This is a genomic window from Pantoea dispersa, from assembly GCF_019890955.1.
Taxonomy (GTDB): domain Bacteria; phylum Pseudomonadota; class Gammaproteobacteria; order Enterobacterales; family Enterobacteriaceae; genus Pantoea; species Pantoea dispersa.
This window is the reverse complement of record NZ_CP082347.1, coordinates 365,907-381,694: the sequence shown is the minus strand read 5'-3', so window position 1 is coordinate 381,694 and position 15,788 is coordinate 365,907. Positions and strand designations below refer to the sequence as shown.

Genomic DNA, 15,788 nt, shown 5'->3' with positions numbered 1-15,788 from the left:
GCTTCAGGCCAGCAGTATTCCTCTGCTGGCCTGAATAATTCATTTTCCCCAGCGCTGACGTAAATAATCGACCGCCTGCTGCGTCTGCGGCTGATTAAGATAATCTTCGCGAAACAGAATGGTGCCGTCGATGTGCGGCAGCGATTCATTCAGATCGAGCTGTTTTTTCAGCTCGGGAACGCCGCCCTGAACTGTCCAGTCCGGCTCACTTTTCGAGGCTTCACCCACCTTATACAGCGCCACGCCAATGTACAGCCGGGTGTGGGTTGGCTGTACCACATTGGCCCACCAGCGCGCCAGGACGTCATAGCGCGCAGCCTGGCGGGCAAACGGCCAGTAGAGCTGCGGCGCGATGTAATCCAGCAGCCCAAGCTGCACCCAGCGGCGCGTGTCGGCATAGGCTTCATCATAAGCCGCCGCGCCGCGCGTATCGGAGCCGGCGGCATCGTGCGACAGATTACGCCATACACCCGCCGGGCTGACGCCGAACTCAACGGCAGGCTTGAGCTGTTTAATCGTGCGGGAAACCTGCTCGATCAGCAGCTGGGTATTGTGCCGCCGCCAGTCGGCTTTGCTGGCAAAGCCCGCGCCGTACTGGCGAAAGGTGGCGCTGTCATTGAGCGGCGATGTCGCGGTTTCGGTGTAGAAATAGTCATCGAACTGAACGCCATCAATGGCGTAGTTTGACACCACTTCCGCCACGATGCTGGTGATCCAGTCGCGCGCCGCCGGAATGCCCGGATCGAGCACGAAGCGGTCGCTGGCGGTGCGGATCCAGTCGCGATGCAGCACAAACACGCTGGCCGGCTGCAGCTGGAGCGTGTTGTTTAACGCCGTCACAGTCGCAGGTTTGGTATTGGTCGACACGCGGTAAGGATTGAACCACGCATGCACCTTCATGCCGCGTTTGTGCGCCTCGTCGAGGATAAATTGCAGCGGATCGTAACCCGGATCCTGCCCGATATTGCCGGTCAGGGTATCGGACCATGGCAGGATACGCGAACGCCACAGCGCGGTGCCATCGGGCTTCACCTGGAAAAACACCGTGTTGATACCCAGACTATGCAGCTTATCCAGTTTGGCCGTCAGCGCCTGCTGCTGCTGGCTGATACGCAGTGCCGGGCTGGCTGTGACGGAGGATATCGGCGGCCAGTCGAGGCGCGACACCGTGGTGAGCCAGACGCCGCGCACTGGTTCAGCCTGCGCTGCGGGTTTAGCCGGAACAGGAGGTTTGGTCGGCGACGGAAACGGGGTGACCAGCGATTTAGGCGGCTCCGAGGCGCAGCTGGCCAGCAACAGCACGGCAGACAGCAGACGGGCGACGCGTTTAATGTGGGTAACAGAGAGGTAACGCGCTGAACAGGCTATGATAAACTCCGTTTCTTGTAGTCCGTTATTCGCAGGCGTTCATTCTCTGATCCTCAGACATAATGTCAATACATTGGCTAAGATGAATGCCGCCGCGGCGCTGTCGCGCGTCCCGCATCTTACAGGAGTTCTCACTATGCAATACGAAGACCTTTATCGCCGCATTGGCCAGATCATTTTCAGCTGTGGCCCCGACGGCGCGCAGGTGCTGGTGGTGCAGGCGGAGCTGTTTGCCGATGAGGAGGGCGGGCAGTTTCAGTTTAACTACCTTGATGAAAACGGCGAACCGGACTGGTTCGAGCCGGACGCGCGCGCGATTGGCGATCTCAGTGCCGCGCTGAAAGACTTTCAGCAATACTTTATCGAACATGAGATGACTGAAGGGCAGCCGGTGTGGACGCACTGCACCGTGACGATTAACGTGGCGGAAGAGTCAATCAGTATTGATGTGCAGTAACGGCGGGCTTCCGTGCCCGTCATGGCGAGCGTTACGAACGCAGCGCTACCATCTCCTCGCTGTTTTTACGCGCCGCGCGCTTGCGGTGCACAATCTGGCTGGCGACCAGCACCAGCAGCGTTAACAGCCCGGTGGCGATAATTTCGGAACGATGCTGCGCATTGAACAGCATTGACGTCAGTACGCCAATAATGAACACCATAGTGGCCCACGTCAGACCCGGGAACAGCCACATGCGATAGCTGAGCTGCTCGCCGCGCGCCTCGCGCTTTTTCCGCAGCACCAGATGCGAAGCGGCAATGACCAGATAAACCAGCAGCGCAATGGCGCCGGAGCTGGCCAGCAGGAACTCAAACACCGCACTTGGCGCCAGATAGTTGGCGATCACCGCCAGAAATGCTGCGGCGGTAGACATCAGCACTGCGACCCACGGCGTGCCGCTGCGCGTGGTGCGCGAGGCCGCTGCTGGCGCATCCTGACGACGCGACAGGGAATAGAGCATGCGCGACGCGGTATAAAGCGCAGAATTAAGACAGCTGCATACCGCGATCAGCACCACCACATCGACAATCTGCCGGGCATACGGCACGTTCATCATCTCCATCGCCGTCTGGTAAGACCCGGCTTTCATCAGCGACGGCGTATTCCACGGCACCAGCGCCACCACCAGAAAGATCGACAGCAGATAAAACAGCGCAATACGCCAGATCACCGAGTTGGTGGCGTGGGTGATTTGCTTGCGCGGTTCGTTAGATTCGGCGGCGGCAATGGTGACGATTTCCGTGCCCATGAAAGAGAACATGGTGGTAAGAATGGCGGCGAGCACGGCACTGATACCGTTAGGCATGAAGCCGTGGGTGTCGTACAGATGTGAAATACCCTGCGTGCTGCTGCCGGGCAGCAGGCCAAACAGCGCCAGGCTGCCGGCACCAAGAAAGGCGACGATAGCCACCACTTTCAGCAGCGCGAACCAGAACTCAAACTCACCGTAGTTTTTCACGCTGAACAGGTTGCTGATGGTCAGGAAGCTGGTGATCGCCAGCGTGTATTCCCACACCGCCACCTGCGGGAACCAGCCGTGCAGAATGGTGCCGGCGGCGTTGGCCTCCAGCGGGATCACCAGTACCCAGAACCACCAGTAAAGCCAGCCGATGGTAAAACCGGCCCAGCGGCCAAGGGACTTGTCGGCGTAGGTGGAGAAGGAGCCGGAGTCCGGTGAGGCGACCGCCATCTCCGCCAGCATGCGCATGATCAGTACCACCAGCGCACCGGCGGCGATGTAGGCCAGCAGCACCGCCGGCCCGGCTTCGGCAATCGCATGGCCGGAACCGACGAACAGCCCGGCGCCAATCACACCGGCAATCGACAGCATGCGCACGTGGCGGGGTTTCAGGCTTTGAGCCAGTACATCGGCATTCTGAGCAGTCATCAATATCTCTCCAGATCGTCTCTCAGGCAGGGCAGACCCCGCCTGTTATGCAGGTGAAACTTGCCTGCACGCGGCAGGCAAGCGATCGGACAATGGGTGGAACGCTAAGGCTGGCTGAGCAGGCTGTCGAGAATATCCAGCGCCTGACGGAACTGGGCATCCGGAATGGTGAGCGGATAGAGGAAGCGGATCACGTTGCCCTGCGGGCCACAGGTCAGCAGCAGCAGACCGCGCGCCATCGCCTGTTGCTGTAGCGCCTGCGCCTGCTGCGCGCTGGCAAACTCCACCGCTACCATTGAGCCCAGCGCACGCACGTCGGTAATCGACGCGTTAGCGCGGCGCGCGCGGTGCAGCAGTTCGCTCAGCGTAGCGCCCAGGTCGCTGGCGCGCTGGCACAGCTGTTCTTCGTCGATGACATCCAGCACCGCATGCGCGGCGGCAATCGATAGCGGATTGCCGGCGTAAGTACCGCCCAGCCCGCCCGGACCGGGCGCATCCATGATGTCAGCACGACCGCTCACCGCCGACAGCGGCATGCCGCCCGCCAGGCTTTTCGCCATGGTGATAAGATCGGGCTGCACGCTGTAGTGTTCCATGGCGAACAGCTTGCCGGTGCGGCCAAATCCGCTCTGTACCTCATCGGCAATCAGCAGAATGCCGTGCTCATCGGCCAGCGCGCGCAGCTGCGTAAGAAATTCTGCCGGCGCGATGTGGAAACCACCTTCGCCCTGTACCGGTTCCAGCACAATGGCGGCCACATCCTGCGGCGCGATGTCGTGGCTGAACAGATCGTGCAGGCTGGCGATAGCGTCCTCAACGCTGATGCCGGTCACTGCGTTAGGGTAGCGGGCGTGAAACACCGAGGCCGGCATCGGGCCAAAATCGCGCTTATAGGGGGCCACTTTGCCGGTCATCGCCATGGTCATGAAAGTGCGGCCGTGAAAGGCGTTACCGAAGGTGATAATGCCGTGACGACGGGTAGCGGCGCGCGCCACTTTAACCGCATTCTCTACCGCTTCAGCGCCGGTGGTGAAAAAAGCGGTTTTGGCTTTACCGGCAATTGGCACCCGCTGATTGATGCGTTCCGCCAGCGCCACATAGCTTTCATACGGCGTGACCTGGAACGCGGTATGGGTGAATTTTGCTAACTGATCGGCAATGGCCTGCACGATGCGCGGATGACGGTGGCCGGTGTTGAGCACTGCGATGCCGCCAGCGAAATCAATCCAGCTATTGCCCTCAACATCACGCAGCGTGGCGTTTTCGGCCTGATCGACATACCACTGACAAAGATTACCGGTGCCGCGCGGCAGCGCGTCATCTTTGCGTTGTTGCAACTGGCTGTTTTTACCTTCCATAACCTTTCCTTAGCGATAAGCGTCTTTACAAATCACGACAAACACGCTTATTTATGCCTGCACTGAGCGCGGTTGCCAGAGCCAATTTCACTGAGAAGGATGGAGCCAATTGCGGAGTTTGTACGCCGATCATGTATTGGAACGACTACAGTTTGTCGCGGAAGGTACGCTGCAGCAGCGCCTGCTGCACTGCATGCAGGCGGCAATTGTAGAGGGCATTTTCCCGCGCGGCTCGCGCCTGCCGGCGACGCGTGATTTAGCGCGCGGGCTGGCGGTGTCGCGTAATACGGTGCTCAACGTCTATGAAAATCTGGTCGCGCAGGGATATGTCAGCGCGCGCACCGGCAGCGGCACCTGGATTGCAGAAAACCTGCCGGAAGGGTGCCTCAACAGCGCGCCAGCGCTGCCGCTCAGTGAACCCCTGATGAGTAAACCGGCGGCGATTTCAAAACGCGGCGCCACGCTGCTCGGTCACGCCAATGCCTCGCCTTATCAGTGGGGTGCGTTTGTGCCCGGCGCGCCGGATGTGCGTGAGTTTCCGCATAAGTTGTTTAGCCAGATTCAGTCGCGGCTGAATCGCGAACCCGACATCGAGCGGCTGATTTACAGCAGTAACGGCGGCTGTCCGCAGCTGCGCCAGGCGCTGGCTGAGTATCTCAGCGTGGCGCGCTCGGTGCGTGCCGACGCCGATCAAATCATCATTACTGAAGGCATTCATCAGGCGGTGGATCTGGTGACGCGCGTACTGTGCGACGCGGGCGATCCGGTGTGGATCGAGGAGCCAGGCTATTGGGGCACACGCAACCTGTTACGCATTAACGGACTAAAAATTCAGGCCAAAGCGGTGGATGAACAGGGCATTATCCCGGAGCTGGCACCGCGCAGCAAAGCGCCGAAGATGATTTTTGTGACACCGTCACACCAGTATCCGCTGGGTGTGCATCTTAGTCTGGAGCGGCGCAGACAGTTGCTCGACCTGGCGCGCAAACACAAAAGCTGGCTGGTGGAAGATGACTATGACAGCGAATTTCGCTTCGCCGGCCAGCCATTTCCCTCGCTGCAGGGCTTTGAGCCGGATGCGCCGGTTATCTATATGGGCACCTTCAGTAAAACGCTCTATCCCGCGCTGCGTCTCGGCTATCTGGTGGTGCCGAAAGCGCTGGCACAGCCGCTGCGCGTGGCGGCGGCCGAACTTTATCGCGGCGGCCATCTGCTGGTGCAGCGCGCGCTGGCTGAGTTTATTCAGAAAGGCCACTACATGACGCACATCCGCCGCATGCGCAAACTCTACAGTCAGCGCCGGCGCTTTATGATGACGCTAATTGAGCGCTACCTGGGCGCGGCCTTTATGCCGGTGGTCAATCATGAAGCAGGGCTGCATCTGGTGCTGAATCTGCCCCCGGGCTGCGACGATGTGGCGATTGCCGCGCTGGCGCTGCGACGCGGCGTGAAGGTGCGGCCGCTGTCGCAATACTACATGCATCCGCAGGAGCGACGCGGTCTGCTGCTCGGTTACGCCTGCGTGGATGAGCGCCAGTGCCAGGATGCGTTTGGTGTGCTCAAAGCCTGCCTGGTGGAAGCGGGCATCGCCGGGCGGGGATAGCCCCGGCATATGCCTTACGCCCGGCCAATGCTGTCCAGTTGCGCAACCACCTCCGGGCTCAGCGTCAGCGCCGCGCTGGCCAGATTCTGCTGCAGATGCTGCGGCGAGGAGGTGCCGGGAATCAGCAGAATATTATCTGAACGCTGCAACAGCCAGGCGAGCGCCACCTGCAGCGTACTGGCGTTGAGCGTGCTGGCCACCGCGCTGAGCTGTTCCGACTGCAGCGGCGAAAAACCGCCGAGCGGAAAGAACGGCACGTAGGGAATGCCCTGTGCGGCCAGCTGGTCGATCAGCGCATCATCCTGACGATTGGCGAGGTTATACAGATTCTGTACGCAGGCAATCGGCGTCATCTGCTGTGCCTGCGCCACCTGACTGGCGGTCACGTTGCTCAGGCCAATGTGCCGAATCAGGCCACGCTGCTGCAACTTAATCATCGCCTCAATTTGCGGCTCCAGCGATCCTTCTGCTGGCCCATGAACGCTCAGCATCGAGCGTAAATTGACGACCTCCAGCACGTCGAGCCCCAGATTACGCAGGTTATCTTCAACCGCCTGCGTCAGTTCCTCCGGCGTGCTGGCGGGCAGCCAGCCGCCTTTTGCATCACGTCGGGCACCCACTTTGGTCACCAGCACCAGATCGTCGGGGTAAGGATAGAGCGCTTTTTTGATCAGCTGATTGGTGATGTGCGGGCCGTAAAAATCACTGGTGTCGATGTGATTCACACCGGCAGCCACGGCATCGCGCAGCACCTGTAACGCGCGGGCCTCATCTTTTGGCGGGCCAAATACGCCGGGACCGGCCAGCTGCATGGCACCGTAGCCGAGACGGGCAACCTGACGGTCGCCCAGTGTGTAAGTGGTGGTAGCCTGTGACATGTAAACCTCCTTCATCGGATAGTGTTTAAATTGTAATCACAACGGTGCTGTGCGACTATCCGTGTAAATCAGGACAGACTGTACGGAGTGACGCACAATGGCGCTGGATATGGCGTTGCTGCATGCGGTAGTGGCGGTGGCAAAAGCCGGTGGATTTCGCGAGGCGGCGCGCATGAGCGGCAGCAATCCGTCGCGTTTGAGTGATGCGGTGCGGCGCGCCGAACAGCAACTGGGCGTTCGGCTGTTCAATCGCACTACGCGAACGGTGGTACTGACCGAAGCGGGCCGGGCGCTGATGTCACGGCTGCTGCCCGCCATGAACGAAGTGGATGCGGCGCTGGATGCCCTGAACACGTTCCGTGACACGCCGGGCGGCACGCTGCGGCTGAACGTGCCGGTCAGCGCGGCGCGGCTGGTATTACCGGCGATTGTGCCGGGATTTTTGCAGCGCTATCCCGACATCCGGCTGGAGATCGTGGCGGAGAGTAATGTGCAGGACATTTTTCGCGACAGCTGCGATGCCGGTATCCGTTACGACGATCATCTGGAACAGGATATGGTGGCGCTGCCGATTGGTCCGCGCGTGCAGCGCTTTGCCGCGGCCGCGGCGCCGGCCTATCTGGCGGCTTACGGTACGCCGCAGCATCCGCGCGACCTGATGCAGCATCGCTGTCTGTATGGTCGTTATGCCACCGGGGTGACGGCCGAATGGGAGTTCAGCCGCGGCGCGGAACGCATCATGCTACAGCCGCAGGGGCCGCTGATTTGCAGCATCGGTGCGGCGATGGAGCTGACGGTGTCAACGGCCATCGCCGGTGCCGGCGTGGTCTATCTGTTTGAGGACTGGCTGAAGCCGGCGCTGGCCAACGGCAGTCTGCAACCGATTCTTGCCGACTGGTGGCTCAGCTTTCCCGGCCTGTGGTTGTATTACAATGACCGCCGGCTGATCCCGGCGCCGCTGCAGGCGTTTCTCAGCTGGATACGCGAACTCAATGCGACGCCGGGTTGACCAGCAGCCCGGAAACCAGCAGCCGAAAGGCCTGCACCGCACGCGGCAGTGCCGCGACCGGCTCATCGGCAGCGGCAATCCACAGCGCGGCATTGAGCGCGGCGCCGTTGACCAGTTGCGCCGCCGCTTCGGTATCGACCGGTTTCACCGTACCTTCCTCAATCAGCTCCGCCAGCATGGCGGCGGTGGTGCGCAGACAGGCGGTCTGATTAGGCCAGCGCGACGGATCGCCCAGCACCGCCGGGCCGTCCAGCAGCATGATGCGCTGGACTTCCGGCTCCAGCGACATCTCGATATAGGTAATGGCTTCCGCCAGAAACGCGTGCCAGCGAGTGTGATACTGCTGTCCGGCTGCGCGCATCTGCTCAAGAATCTCGCCATCAATCTGGTCAATGACCGCCTGTAGTAACCCTTTCTTATCGCCAAAATTATGGTACAGCGCACCGCGCGTCAGCCCGGCGGCTGCCGTGAGGTCATCCATTGACGCTTCGCTGTAACCCTTCTGCGCAAACGCGCGTCGTGCAGCGGCAATCAGTTTGCCGCGTGTCTCTTCCACCTGGTCTGCCCGTCGTCTGGCTGCCATCGCTGTTCCTTAAATTTTGCATTGACATACGCCGCGTATGTAAAACATAGTAATACATACGCGGCGTATGTAAAAGCGAAAGCGGGCATAGCTAACCCGCTTTCTTCTCTCATCTTCAGGAGTACGATTATGAACAAACGCGATGCTGTTTTTCCAGCGGGCCGTCAGGCGTTGTACAACATCAATAAATACTCTGCGGCGATTCGTTCCGGCGACCTGCTGTTTGTTTCCGGCCAGGTGGGCAGCCGGGATGATGGCACCGCCGAGCCCGATTTTACGCGTCAGGTTAATCAGGCGTTCACCAATCTCGCGGCTGTGCTGAAGGCCGCCGGTTGCAGTTTTGATGACGTAGTTGATGTCACTACGTTTCATACCGATCCGGAAGCGCAGTTCGCCACGGTGAACGAAGTCCGGCTGCGCTTCTTCGGCGATGCGCCTTATCCCAACTGGACGGCGGTGGGCGTCAACTGGCTGGCGGGTTATGATTTTGAAATCAAGGTAATTGCACGCATTCCGCAGTGAGCCAGCGTGCGGCGATCAGTCTTTAACCTATAAAAAAAGCCGCTAACCGTTGCCGGTTAGCGGCTTGTTCACTTCACGCCTAATCAGGCGCTCAGCAGTTGATCAGCAGTTTTTTCTACCAGCGCCAGCAGCAGCTTGATGTCTTCCAGCGTGACGGTCGGGTTCAGCAGCGTCAGCTTCAGGCAGGTCACGCCTGCATGCTCGGTCACACCGACGTTAGCGCGGCCAGACTCCAGCAACGCATCGCCGATGCGCTGGTTGAACAGGGCGATCTGCGCGCTGTCGCTCAGCTGTTCTGGACGATAGCGGAACAGCACGCTGGCCAGCTGTGGCTGCATTACCAGCTCCAGACGCGGCTCAGATTCAACGAACTGCGCGACGTCCTGTGCCAGGCTCACACCGTGGTCGATAATCGCGGCGTACTGTTTCTGACCCAGCGCTTCCAGACCCATCCACAGTTTCAGCGCATCGAAACGACGCGTAGTCTGTAGTGATTTGGACACCAGGTTCGGCACGCCGGCTTCTTCATCGAACTCGGAGTTCAGGTAAGCTGCCTGATAACGCATCAGCTCATAGTGACGCGCGTCTTTCAGCAGGAACGCGCCGCAGCTGATGGTCTGGAAGTATTGTTTGTGGAAGTCGAGGGTGACGGAATCCACCAGCTCCAGACCATCCAGGTAATGACGATACTTTTCAGACAGCAGCAGCGCACCGCCCCAGGCCGCATCCACGTGCACCCAGATGTTGTGCTCAGCGGCGATGGCTGCGATTTCACGCAGCGGATCGATGGCGCCGGCATCGGTGGTGCCTGCCGTCGCGACGATCGCCAGGATCTGTTCGCCGTTGGCTTCAGCCTGCGCCAGTTTGGCTTTCAGGTCATTCACGTCCATACGGGCGAACTGATCCGACTTCACCTGCACCACAGACTGATAGCCGTGGCCCAGCAGCGCCATGTTCTTCTGCACGGAGAAGTGGGCATTTTCTGAGCACAGCACTTTAATCTTGCGCAGATCGCCAGTGATGCCGTGCTGCTGCACGGAATGGCCCTGACGCGCATAGAAAGCGTCACGTGCCAGCATCAGGCCCATCAGGTTGCTCTGCGTACCGCCGCTGGTGAACACGCCCGCATCACCGGCCGGATAGCCAACCTGCGCACGCAGCCACTCAATCAGTTTGATTTCAATAATAGTGGCAGAAGGGCTCTGATCCCACGAATCCATGCTCTGATTAGTGGCGTTGATCAGCACTTCAGCCGCCTGGCTTACCACCAGGCTCGGACAGTGCAGGTGCGCAACGCACTGCGGATGGTGCACCGCCAGACTGTCTTTTAAGAAATATTCAATCGCACGTTCAATCGCGGCCTGGTTGCCCAGGCCGTTTGGATTGAAGTCGAGCGTGATACGCTCGCGCAGTTCGGCAACCGTTTTGCCCTGGTACATCTCAGGCTGTTGCAGCCACTGCACAACCGCGGCGCTGCTCTGGGCAATCGCCTGCTGGTACGCCTCAATGCTCGGGGCCGAGGCGGCCAGAATCGGGTTTACTTCAGACATTTACTCTTCCAGTCAAACAGGTTTGACGCCAGCGCCCAGCAGCGCCTGCTCAAATTTATCCAGGAACACGGCCAGCTCTTCGTTGCTGATCAGCAGTGATGGCAGCAGGCGCAGTACCGCACCGTGACGACCGCCACGCTCCAGAATCAGACCGGCTTCGAAGCATTTTTTCTGCAGCAGTGCAGAGAGTTCGCCGTCGGCCGGGAAGCTACCCATGTGGTCAGCTGGCTCGTGTGGCTTAACGATTTCGATACCGATCATCATCCCGAGGCCGCGTACGTGACCAATAACCGGGAAGCGTTTCGCCATCGCGTTCAGCTGGGCTTTCAGCCATTCACCCTGTTCTGCTACTTTGCCGGCGATGTTCTGCTCGGTCAGGATCTTCAGCGTCGCCAGACCGGTTGCCATCGCCAGCTGGTTGCCGCGGAAGGTGCCGGTGTGGTGGCCAGGTGACCAGGCGTCAAACTGCTTTTTGATACCCAGCACGGCCAGAGGCAGACCGCCGCCCACCGCTTTAGACATCACGATGATGTCTGGCTCAATGCCCGCGTGTTCGAAGGCAAAGAACTTACCGGTACGGGCAAAGCCAGCCTGGACTTCGTCAAGGATCAGCAGAATGCCGTGTTCCTGGGTCACTTTGCGGATGCGCTGCAGCCACTCAGCTGGCGCCGGGTTCACGCCGCCTTCACCCTGTACCGCTTCGAGGATCACGGCCGCAGGCTTACGCACGCCGCTTTCAACGTCGTTGATCAGGTTTTCGAAGTAGTAGGTCAGGGCTTTCACGCCAGCTTCGCCGCCGAGGCCCAGCGGGCAACGGTACAGGTGCGGGTAAGGCATGAACTGCACTTCTGGCATCATGCCGTCAACCGCTTCTTTCGGCGACAGGTTGCCGGTCACGGACAGCGCGCCGTGCGTCATCCCGTGGTAACCGCCAGAGAAGCTGATTACGCCGCTGCGGCCGGTGACTTTTTTCGCCAGCTTCAGCGCCGCTTCAACGGCATCAGCACCGGATGGACCGGTGAACTGCAGGCAGTACTCTTTACCCTGACCTGGCAGCAGCGAGAGCAGAGATTCGGAGAACTGATCTTTCAGAGGCGTCGTCAGATCAAGAGTATGTAACGGCAAGCCGCTGGTAATGACATTTTGGATGCTCTGCAGAACATCAGGATGGTTATGACCAAGTGCCAGCGTCCCTGCGCCAGCCAGACAGTCAAGATATTGTTTGTTTTCAACATCCGTAATCCACACGCCATTGGCTTTGGCAATCGCTAAAGGCAACTTGCGCGGGTAACTCCTGACGTTTGATTCAAACTCAGCCTGACGGGCTAAGAATGCGTCGTTGTTTCCGTTGAATGAGTTGGCACCAAAAGTATCAATACGGACTTTATCCGTCATCATATCTCTCCTTCAACCGGGGCTCGAACAGGCTGGCCGATTGACTAGTTGAACAAAAAAGTATCAGTGGCTCAAAAAACGCGGCCAATATAGAGCCTTTTGACGCACATCACAATGATTAATTTTGTTTAGAATTGTTTATTCTTTTCATATAGGAATCAGGACGTTGGACAGAAACTGGCCACTTATTTTAGCGCCGCGATATGAACAGGCGATTAAATAATCGTGTGAATAAAAAGACTTATGCCCGCCAGTGCCAGCCACGGACCAAAGGGCAGCACGTGATACAGCTCGCGTTGCCAGCCTAATCGGGCCAGCAGAACAAACACAATTGCGCCTGTGCAAGCCAGTAACAGCACAAAGGGTAAAAGCGCCCAGCCAAGCCAGGCACCCAGCGCAGCCAGCAGTTTGGCGTCTCCGCCACCGAGACCGGGGCGCTTTTTTATCAGCTGGTAGAGTCCACCCATTAGCCGCAGTGCGCTGTAGCCGGCTATCGCGCCGAACACCGCGTCATGCAGCGTTCCGGGCAGCCAGTGCAGCGCTTTGAACAGCAGGCCAAGCCACAGCAGTGAAAGGGTGAGAGCGTCCGGCAACAGCAGATGCTCAATGTCGATGAGAGTCAGCGCCAGCAGAATCCAGGCGAGCAGCAGGGCGGCAGGCAGGCGGCTATCGGGCGGCAGCAGCCAGGCCAGCGCCAGGCTGATCGCGGCGGTGAGCAGTTCCGTCAGCGGGTAGCGCAGACTCACCGGGTGGTGGCAGTAGCGACAGCGTCCGCGCAACAACAGCCAGCTGAGCAGCGGCAGCATATCGATCGCGCGCAGCGTGGTCTGGCAGTGTGGACAGTGCGAGCGCGGCAACAGCAGGGTAATGCCGGGTTGCGGGTTCATTACCTGCTGCGGCAGGCGATAAATGACCACGTTGAGAAAGCTGCCGACGCACAGCGCCAGCAGTGTACCGATCAACCAGTAGGCGATTTCCATGAGGTTTTCTCCTGCTGTCCATGCAGCGTTGGGTTTTTCTGTCGCCACGAATGGCGATCGTGCAGATCATGGCGCGGTTACCGTGGGGGCGCATTGATGCGTACCGGTGTAAGCGGGGCGATTTTTTGCCCGGTTGCACGACAGGTTGGCATAAAGGTGCCGCGTAACCTGTTTGCGCGATAAATCGCGCCGCTACGGATTTGTGCGGTTTGACGGCAGGTCGCCATAAATGGCGACCCTACAGGTTTTGTAGGGTGCGCATTTATGCGTACCGCGAAATCGCGCCGCTACCAGTTCTGTGCGGTTTGGCGACAGGTCGCCATGTATGGCGACCCTACAAAACCTGTAGGGTGCGCATTTATGCGCACCGCGAAATCGCGCCGCTACCAGTTCTGTGCGGTTTGGCGACAGGTCGCCATAAATGGTGACCCTACAGGTTTCGCCGGGGGCGCATTGATGCGCACCGCGAAATCGCGCCGCTACGGATTTGTGCGGTTTGACGACAGGTCACCATAAATGGCGACCCTACAGGTTTCGCAGGGTGCGCATTGATGCGCACCGCGATCTGTCGCTAACCCTGGCCGGTGTGCGAGAGGCACAATACGCCGGTGGAGACGGCGTGGCGAGCAGCAAAGCGGCGTTGCAGCGATTTGCAGCAGGATTTACGAGCGGGTTCCAGAGAACAGAGGAGATATAAGCAGGGATGCGTGAATTTCACGGGCTGGCAATGACCAAATCGATGCGAAGACAGGCAAAAATCCTATCGATGGGCCAGCCGAGGCTGACAACAATCTAATCAATACACCAGCGGAGACAGATCATAATCCAATCAATGCGCCAGCGAGTTTACTGGCTCTGTTTAAACTGCTGCATGGCTTCCAGCACATTGCTGGTGGCGAGCGACATCACCCATTCGCTGTTGCGAAACACGTCGTAATGGCCGGCGTTATAGCGAAACACATACAGCTCACCGCGGAAACGCAATCCTTTTGTTTTCACGCCAATGTGATGCCGGCGTAGTGCTGCCTGTGAAAGTCTGTCAGTCGCGGTTCTCATCATCATTCTCCTGTCCAGCCTCTGGCGTCACTATCCCAGGGAAGAATAAGCAGCCAACCTTAGGATAACCTTAAGAACAGTATAGTCTCTTGGTTAATGCATTGAAAAATAGCCACTTTAATTGCCGGAGTCGACAAGCATACCCACAATGTCTGACCCGATGCTGATTTCCGGCCCCGGCGCGCAATCTTCTACCAATCTTCAACATCACGTAAAAAAGTCAGCGTGCCGCTTTGCCATTTAATGTTCAGTTAAGTTTTCCCCCGTATTTTGGTTTCTTATAGCGATAAAACAGACCTGCTTAAGTTTTATTGCGCGCAGATGACAGCCGCCCTGCGAACACACTCGTTTAAGTAACGTTTAAACAAAAGGTTACAGCGTGTTTCATCAGGTTGTCATGCGCGGCAATAACGCTTGTTTTATTTTTCAGCATGTTTTCAGGCACAACAGTAAGGTTATCTTATGAGTTTCCTTCCGTTTTCGCGCCCGGCATTGGGTGAGGAAGAACTGGCCGCGGTGCAGGCGGTATTTGCATCGGGCTGGATTACCACCGGACCGCAGAATGCTGCGCTGGAGCAGGCGTTTTGCCAGCTCACCGGCAACCAGCATGCTATTGCCGTCAGCTCTGCCACAGCAGGCATGCACGTCACGTTGATGGCGCTGGGTATCCAGCCCGGCGACGAGGTGATCACCCCGTCGCTGACCTGGGTTTCCACGCTCAATATTATTACGCTGCTGGGCGCGACGCCGGTGATGATCGATGTGGATCGCGATAACCTGATGGTGAGCGCAGAACAGATCGAAGCGGCCATTACGCCGCGCACCCGCGCCATCGTGCCGGTTCACTATGCCGGTGCGCCGGCGGATATCGACGCCCTTCGCGCCGTCAGCGCGCGCCACAATATCCCGCTCATTGAAGATGCGGCCCACGCGGTAGGTTGCTACTACAAAGGCCGGCACGTCGGGCAGCAGGGCACCGCAATCTTCTCGCTGCACGCCATCAAAAACATCACCTGCGCCGAAGGTGGCATCGTGGTGACCGATGACGCGCAGCTGGCTGACCGCCTGCGCAGCCTGAAATTCCACGGCCTGGGCGTCGATGCCTACGATCGCCATACCCATGGCCGCAAACCGCAGGCCGAAGTAATCATGCCCGGTTTTAAATACAACCTGCCAGACATCAACGCCGCGATTGCGCTGGTGCAGCTGCAAAAGTTGCCGGCCATCAATGCACGTCGCCAGGCCATCGCCGCGCGCTATTTGCGCGAGCTGGCAGATACGCCGTTGCTGCCGCTGGTGCAGCCGGCGTGGCCGCATCAGCATGCGTGGCATCTGTTTATCATTCGCGTGGACGAAACGCGCTGCGGTATCAGTCGCGATGCGCTGATGGAGCAGTTGAAAATTCATGACATCGGCACCGGCCTGCATTTCCGCGCCGCGCATACCCACAAGTATTACCGTGAACGCTATCCGCAGCTCTCGCTGCCGGCCACCGAATGGAACAGCGAACGTATCTGCTCGCTGCCCCTGTTCCCCGACATGCTCGATGACGATGTAACGCGTGTGATTACTGCCTTACGCCACCTTGCGGGAGCCTGAG

14 protein-coding genes are annotated in these 15,788 nt (G+C 59.0%); 5 read left to right on the top strand and 9 right to left on the bottom strand.

Features of this window, described 5'->3' with window-relative positions; translation table 11 throughout:
- Positions 1 to 39: 39 nt before the first annotated feature.
- Complete coding sequence (locus tag K7H94_RS20430; protein ID WP_222952393.1) at positions 40 to 1,332, bottom strand: glycoside hydrolase family 10-like protein; 1,293 nt, start codon at positions 1,330 to 1,332, stop codon at positions 40 to 42.
- Positions 1,333 to 1,504: 172 nt separating this feature from the next.
- Between K7H94_RS20430 and K7H94_RS20425 the strand changes: the two genes are divergently transcribed.
- The gene (locus K7H94_RS20425; RefSeq protein WP_021312978.1) at positions 1,505 to 1,825 is read left to right on the top strand and encodes a hypothetical protein; all 321 of its coding nucleotides are present in this window, start codon (positions 1,505 to 1,507) and stop codon (positions 1,823 to 1,825) included.
- Positions 1,826 to 1,856: 31 nt separating this feature from the next.
- Here K7H94_RS20425 and gabP read toward each other — a convergent pair whose 3' ends face one another.
- Both gabP and gabT read right to left on the bottom strand, forming a co-directional pair.
- Positions 1,857 to 3,254: a GABA permease gene (gene gabP, locus K7H94_RS20420; RefSeq protein ID WP_222952084.1), complete on the bottom strand. Its 1,398-nt coding sequence runs from the start codon at positions 3,252 to 3,254 to the stop codon at positions 1,857 to 1,859.
- Between the two features lie 104 nt (positions 3,255 to 3,358).
- Positions 3,359 to 4,612 carry a 4-aminobutyrate--2-oxoglutarate transaminase gene (gene gabT, locus K7H94_RS20415; protein WP_088517268.1) on the bottom strand — a complete coding sequence of 418 codons (1,254 nt, stop codon included), beginning with the start codon at positions 4,610 to 4,612 and terminating at the stop codon, positions 3,359 to 3,361.
- Between the two features lie 109 nt (positions 4,613 to 4,721).
- Between gabT and pdxR the strand changes: the two genes are divergently transcribed.
- A complete protein-coding gene (gene pdxR / locus K7H94_RS20410) occupies positions 4,722 to 6,215 on the top strand; it encodes a MocR-like pyridoxine biosynthesis transcription factor PdxR (RefSeq protein ID WP_222952083.1) in 1,494 nt (497 codons plus the stop codon).
- 14 nt (positions 6,216 to 6,229) lie between these two features.
- On the opposite strand, the gene K7H94_RS20405 is transcribed toward pdxR, so the two are convergent.
- A complete protein-coding gene (locus K7H94_RS20405; protein ID WP_127834917.1) occupies positions 6,230 to 7,093 on the bottom strand; it encodes an aldo/keto reductase family oxidoreductase in 864 nt (287 codons plus the stop codon).
- A gap of 97 nt (positions 7,094 to 7,190) precedes the next feature.
- Between K7H94_RS20405 and K7H94_RS20400 the strand changes: the two genes are divergently transcribed.
- Complete coding sequence (locus K7H94_RS20400) at positions 7,191 to 8,102, top strand: LysR substrate-binding domain-containing protein (RefSeq protein ID WP_222952082.1); 912 nt, start codon at positions 7,191 to 7,193, stop codon at positions 8,100 to 8,102.
- Here the strand turns inward: K7H94_RS20400 and K7H94_RS20395 are convergent.
- Complete coding sequence (locus tag K7H94_RS20395; protein WP_021509093.1) at positions 8,083 to 8,685, bottom strand: TetR/AcrR family transcriptional regulator; 603 nt, start codon at positions 8,683 to 8,685, stop codon at positions 8,083 to 8,085. The genes K7H94_RS20400 and K7H94_RS20395 overlap by 20 nt on opposite strands.
- A gap of 129 nt (positions 8,686 to 8,814) precedes the next feature.
- Here K7H94_RS20395 and K7H94_RS20390 point away from each other — a divergent pair, with 129 nt between their 5' ends.
- Complete coding sequence (locus K7H94_RS20390; protein WP_058759130.1) at positions 8,815 to 9,207, top strand: RidA family protein; 393 nt, start codon at positions 8,815 to 8,817, stop codon at positions 9,205 to 9,207.
- A gap of 83 nt (positions 9,208 to 9,290) precedes the next feature.
- On the opposite strand, the gene K7H94_RS20385 is transcribed toward K7H94_RS20390, so the two are convergent.
- The 4 genes from K7H94_RS20385 to K7H94_RS20370 all read right to left on the bottom strand — a co-directional run bounded on the left by K7H94_RS20385 (position 9,291) and on the right by K7H94_RS20370 (position 14,194).
- The gene (locus tag K7H94_RS20385) at positions 9,291 to 10,757 is read right to left on the bottom strand and encodes a pyridoxal phosphate-dependent decarboxylase family protein (RefSeq protein WP_059012974.1); all 1,467 of its coding nucleotides are present in this window, start codon (positions 10,755 to 10,757) and stop codon (positions 9,291 to 9,293) included.
- 12 nt (positions 10,758 to 10,769) lie between these two features.
- A complete protein-coding gene (locus K7H94_RS20380) occupies positions 10,770 to 12,152 on the bottom strand; it encodes a diaminobutyrate--2-oxoglutarate transaminase (protein ID WP_021509096.1) in 1,383 nt (460 codons plus the stop codon).
- A 215-nt stretch (positions 12,153 to 12,367) separates the two neighbouring features.
- Positions 12,368 to 13,132, bottom strand: coding sequence for a prepilin peptidase (locus K7H94_RS20375; RefSeq protein WP_222952081.1), 765 nt, complete (start codon positions 13,130 to 13,132; stop codon positions 12,368 to 12,370).
- An 846-nt stretch (positions 13,133 to 13,978) separates the two neighbouring features.
- Positions 13,979 to 14,194 carry a hypothetical protein gene (locus tag K7H94_RS20370; RefSeq protein WP_227746467.1) on the bottom strand — a complete coding sequence of 72 codons (216 nt, stop codon included), beginning with the start codon at positions 14,192 to 14,194 and terminating at the stop codon, positions 13,979 to 13,981.
- 456 nt (positions 14,195 to 14,650) lie between these two features.
- Between K7H94_RS20370 and arnB the strand changes: the two genes are divergently transcribed.
- On the top strand, positions 14,651 to 15,787 hold the full coding sequence (arnB, locus tag K7H94_RS20365; protein WP_058776364.1) for a UDP-4-amino-4-deoxy-L-arabinose aminotransferase: 1,137 nt from the start codon (positions 14,651 to 14,653) through the stop codon (positions 15,785 to 15,787).
- The last annotated feature ends 1 nt before the right edge of the window (position 15,788 follow it).

Bases quoted from the DNA above. Each gene is read 5' to 3' on its own strand.
- K7H94_RS20425 (WP_021312978.1), top strand. From the start codon at position 1,505: ATGCAATACGAAGACCTTTATCGCCGCATTGGCCAGATCATTTTCAGC.
- gabP (WP_222952084.1), bottom strand. From the start codon at position 3,254: ATGACTGCTCAGAATGCCGATGTACTGGCTCAAAGCCTGAAACCCCGC.
- gabT (WP_088517268.1), bottom strand. From the start codon at position 4,612: ATGGAAGGTAAAAACAGCCAGTTGCAACAACGCAAAGATGACGCGCTG.
- K7H94_RS20405 (WP_127834917.1), bottom strand. From the start codon at position 7,093: ATGTCACAGGCTACCACCACTTACACACTGGGCGACCGTCAGGTTGCC.
- K7H94_RS20400 (WP_222952082.1), top strand. From the start codon at position 7,191: ATGGCGCTGGATATGGCGTTGCTGCATGCGGTAGTGGCGGTGGCAAAA.
- K7H94_RS20395 (WP_021509093.1), bottom strand. From the start codon at position 8,685: ATGGCAGCCAGACGACGGGCAGACCAGGTGGAAGAGACACGCGGCAAA.
- K7H94_RS20390 (WP_058759130.1), top strand. From the start codon at position 8,815: ATGAACAAACGCGATGCTGTTTTTCCAGCGGGCCGTCAGGCGTTGTAC.
- K7H94_RS20385 (WP_059012974.1), bottom strand. From the start codon at position 10,757: ATGTCTGAAGTAAACCCGATTCTGGCCGCCTCGGCCCCGAGCATTGAG.
- K7H94_RS20380 (WP_021509096.1), bottom strand. From the start codon at position 12,152: ATGACGGATAAAGTCCGTATTGATACTTTTGGTGCCAACTCATTCAAC.
- K7H94_RS20375 (WP_222952081.1), bottom strand. From the start codon at position 13,132: ATGGAAATCGCCTACTGGTTGATCGGTACACTGCTGGCGCTGTGCGTC.
- K7H94_RS20370 (WP_227746467.1), bottom strand. From the start codon at position 14,194: ATGATGATGAGAACCGCGACTGACAGACTTTCACAGGCAGCACTACGC.
- arnB (WP_058776364.1), top strand. From the start codon at position 14,651: ATGAGTTTCCTTCCGTTTTCGCGCCCGGCATTGGGTGAGGAAGAACTG.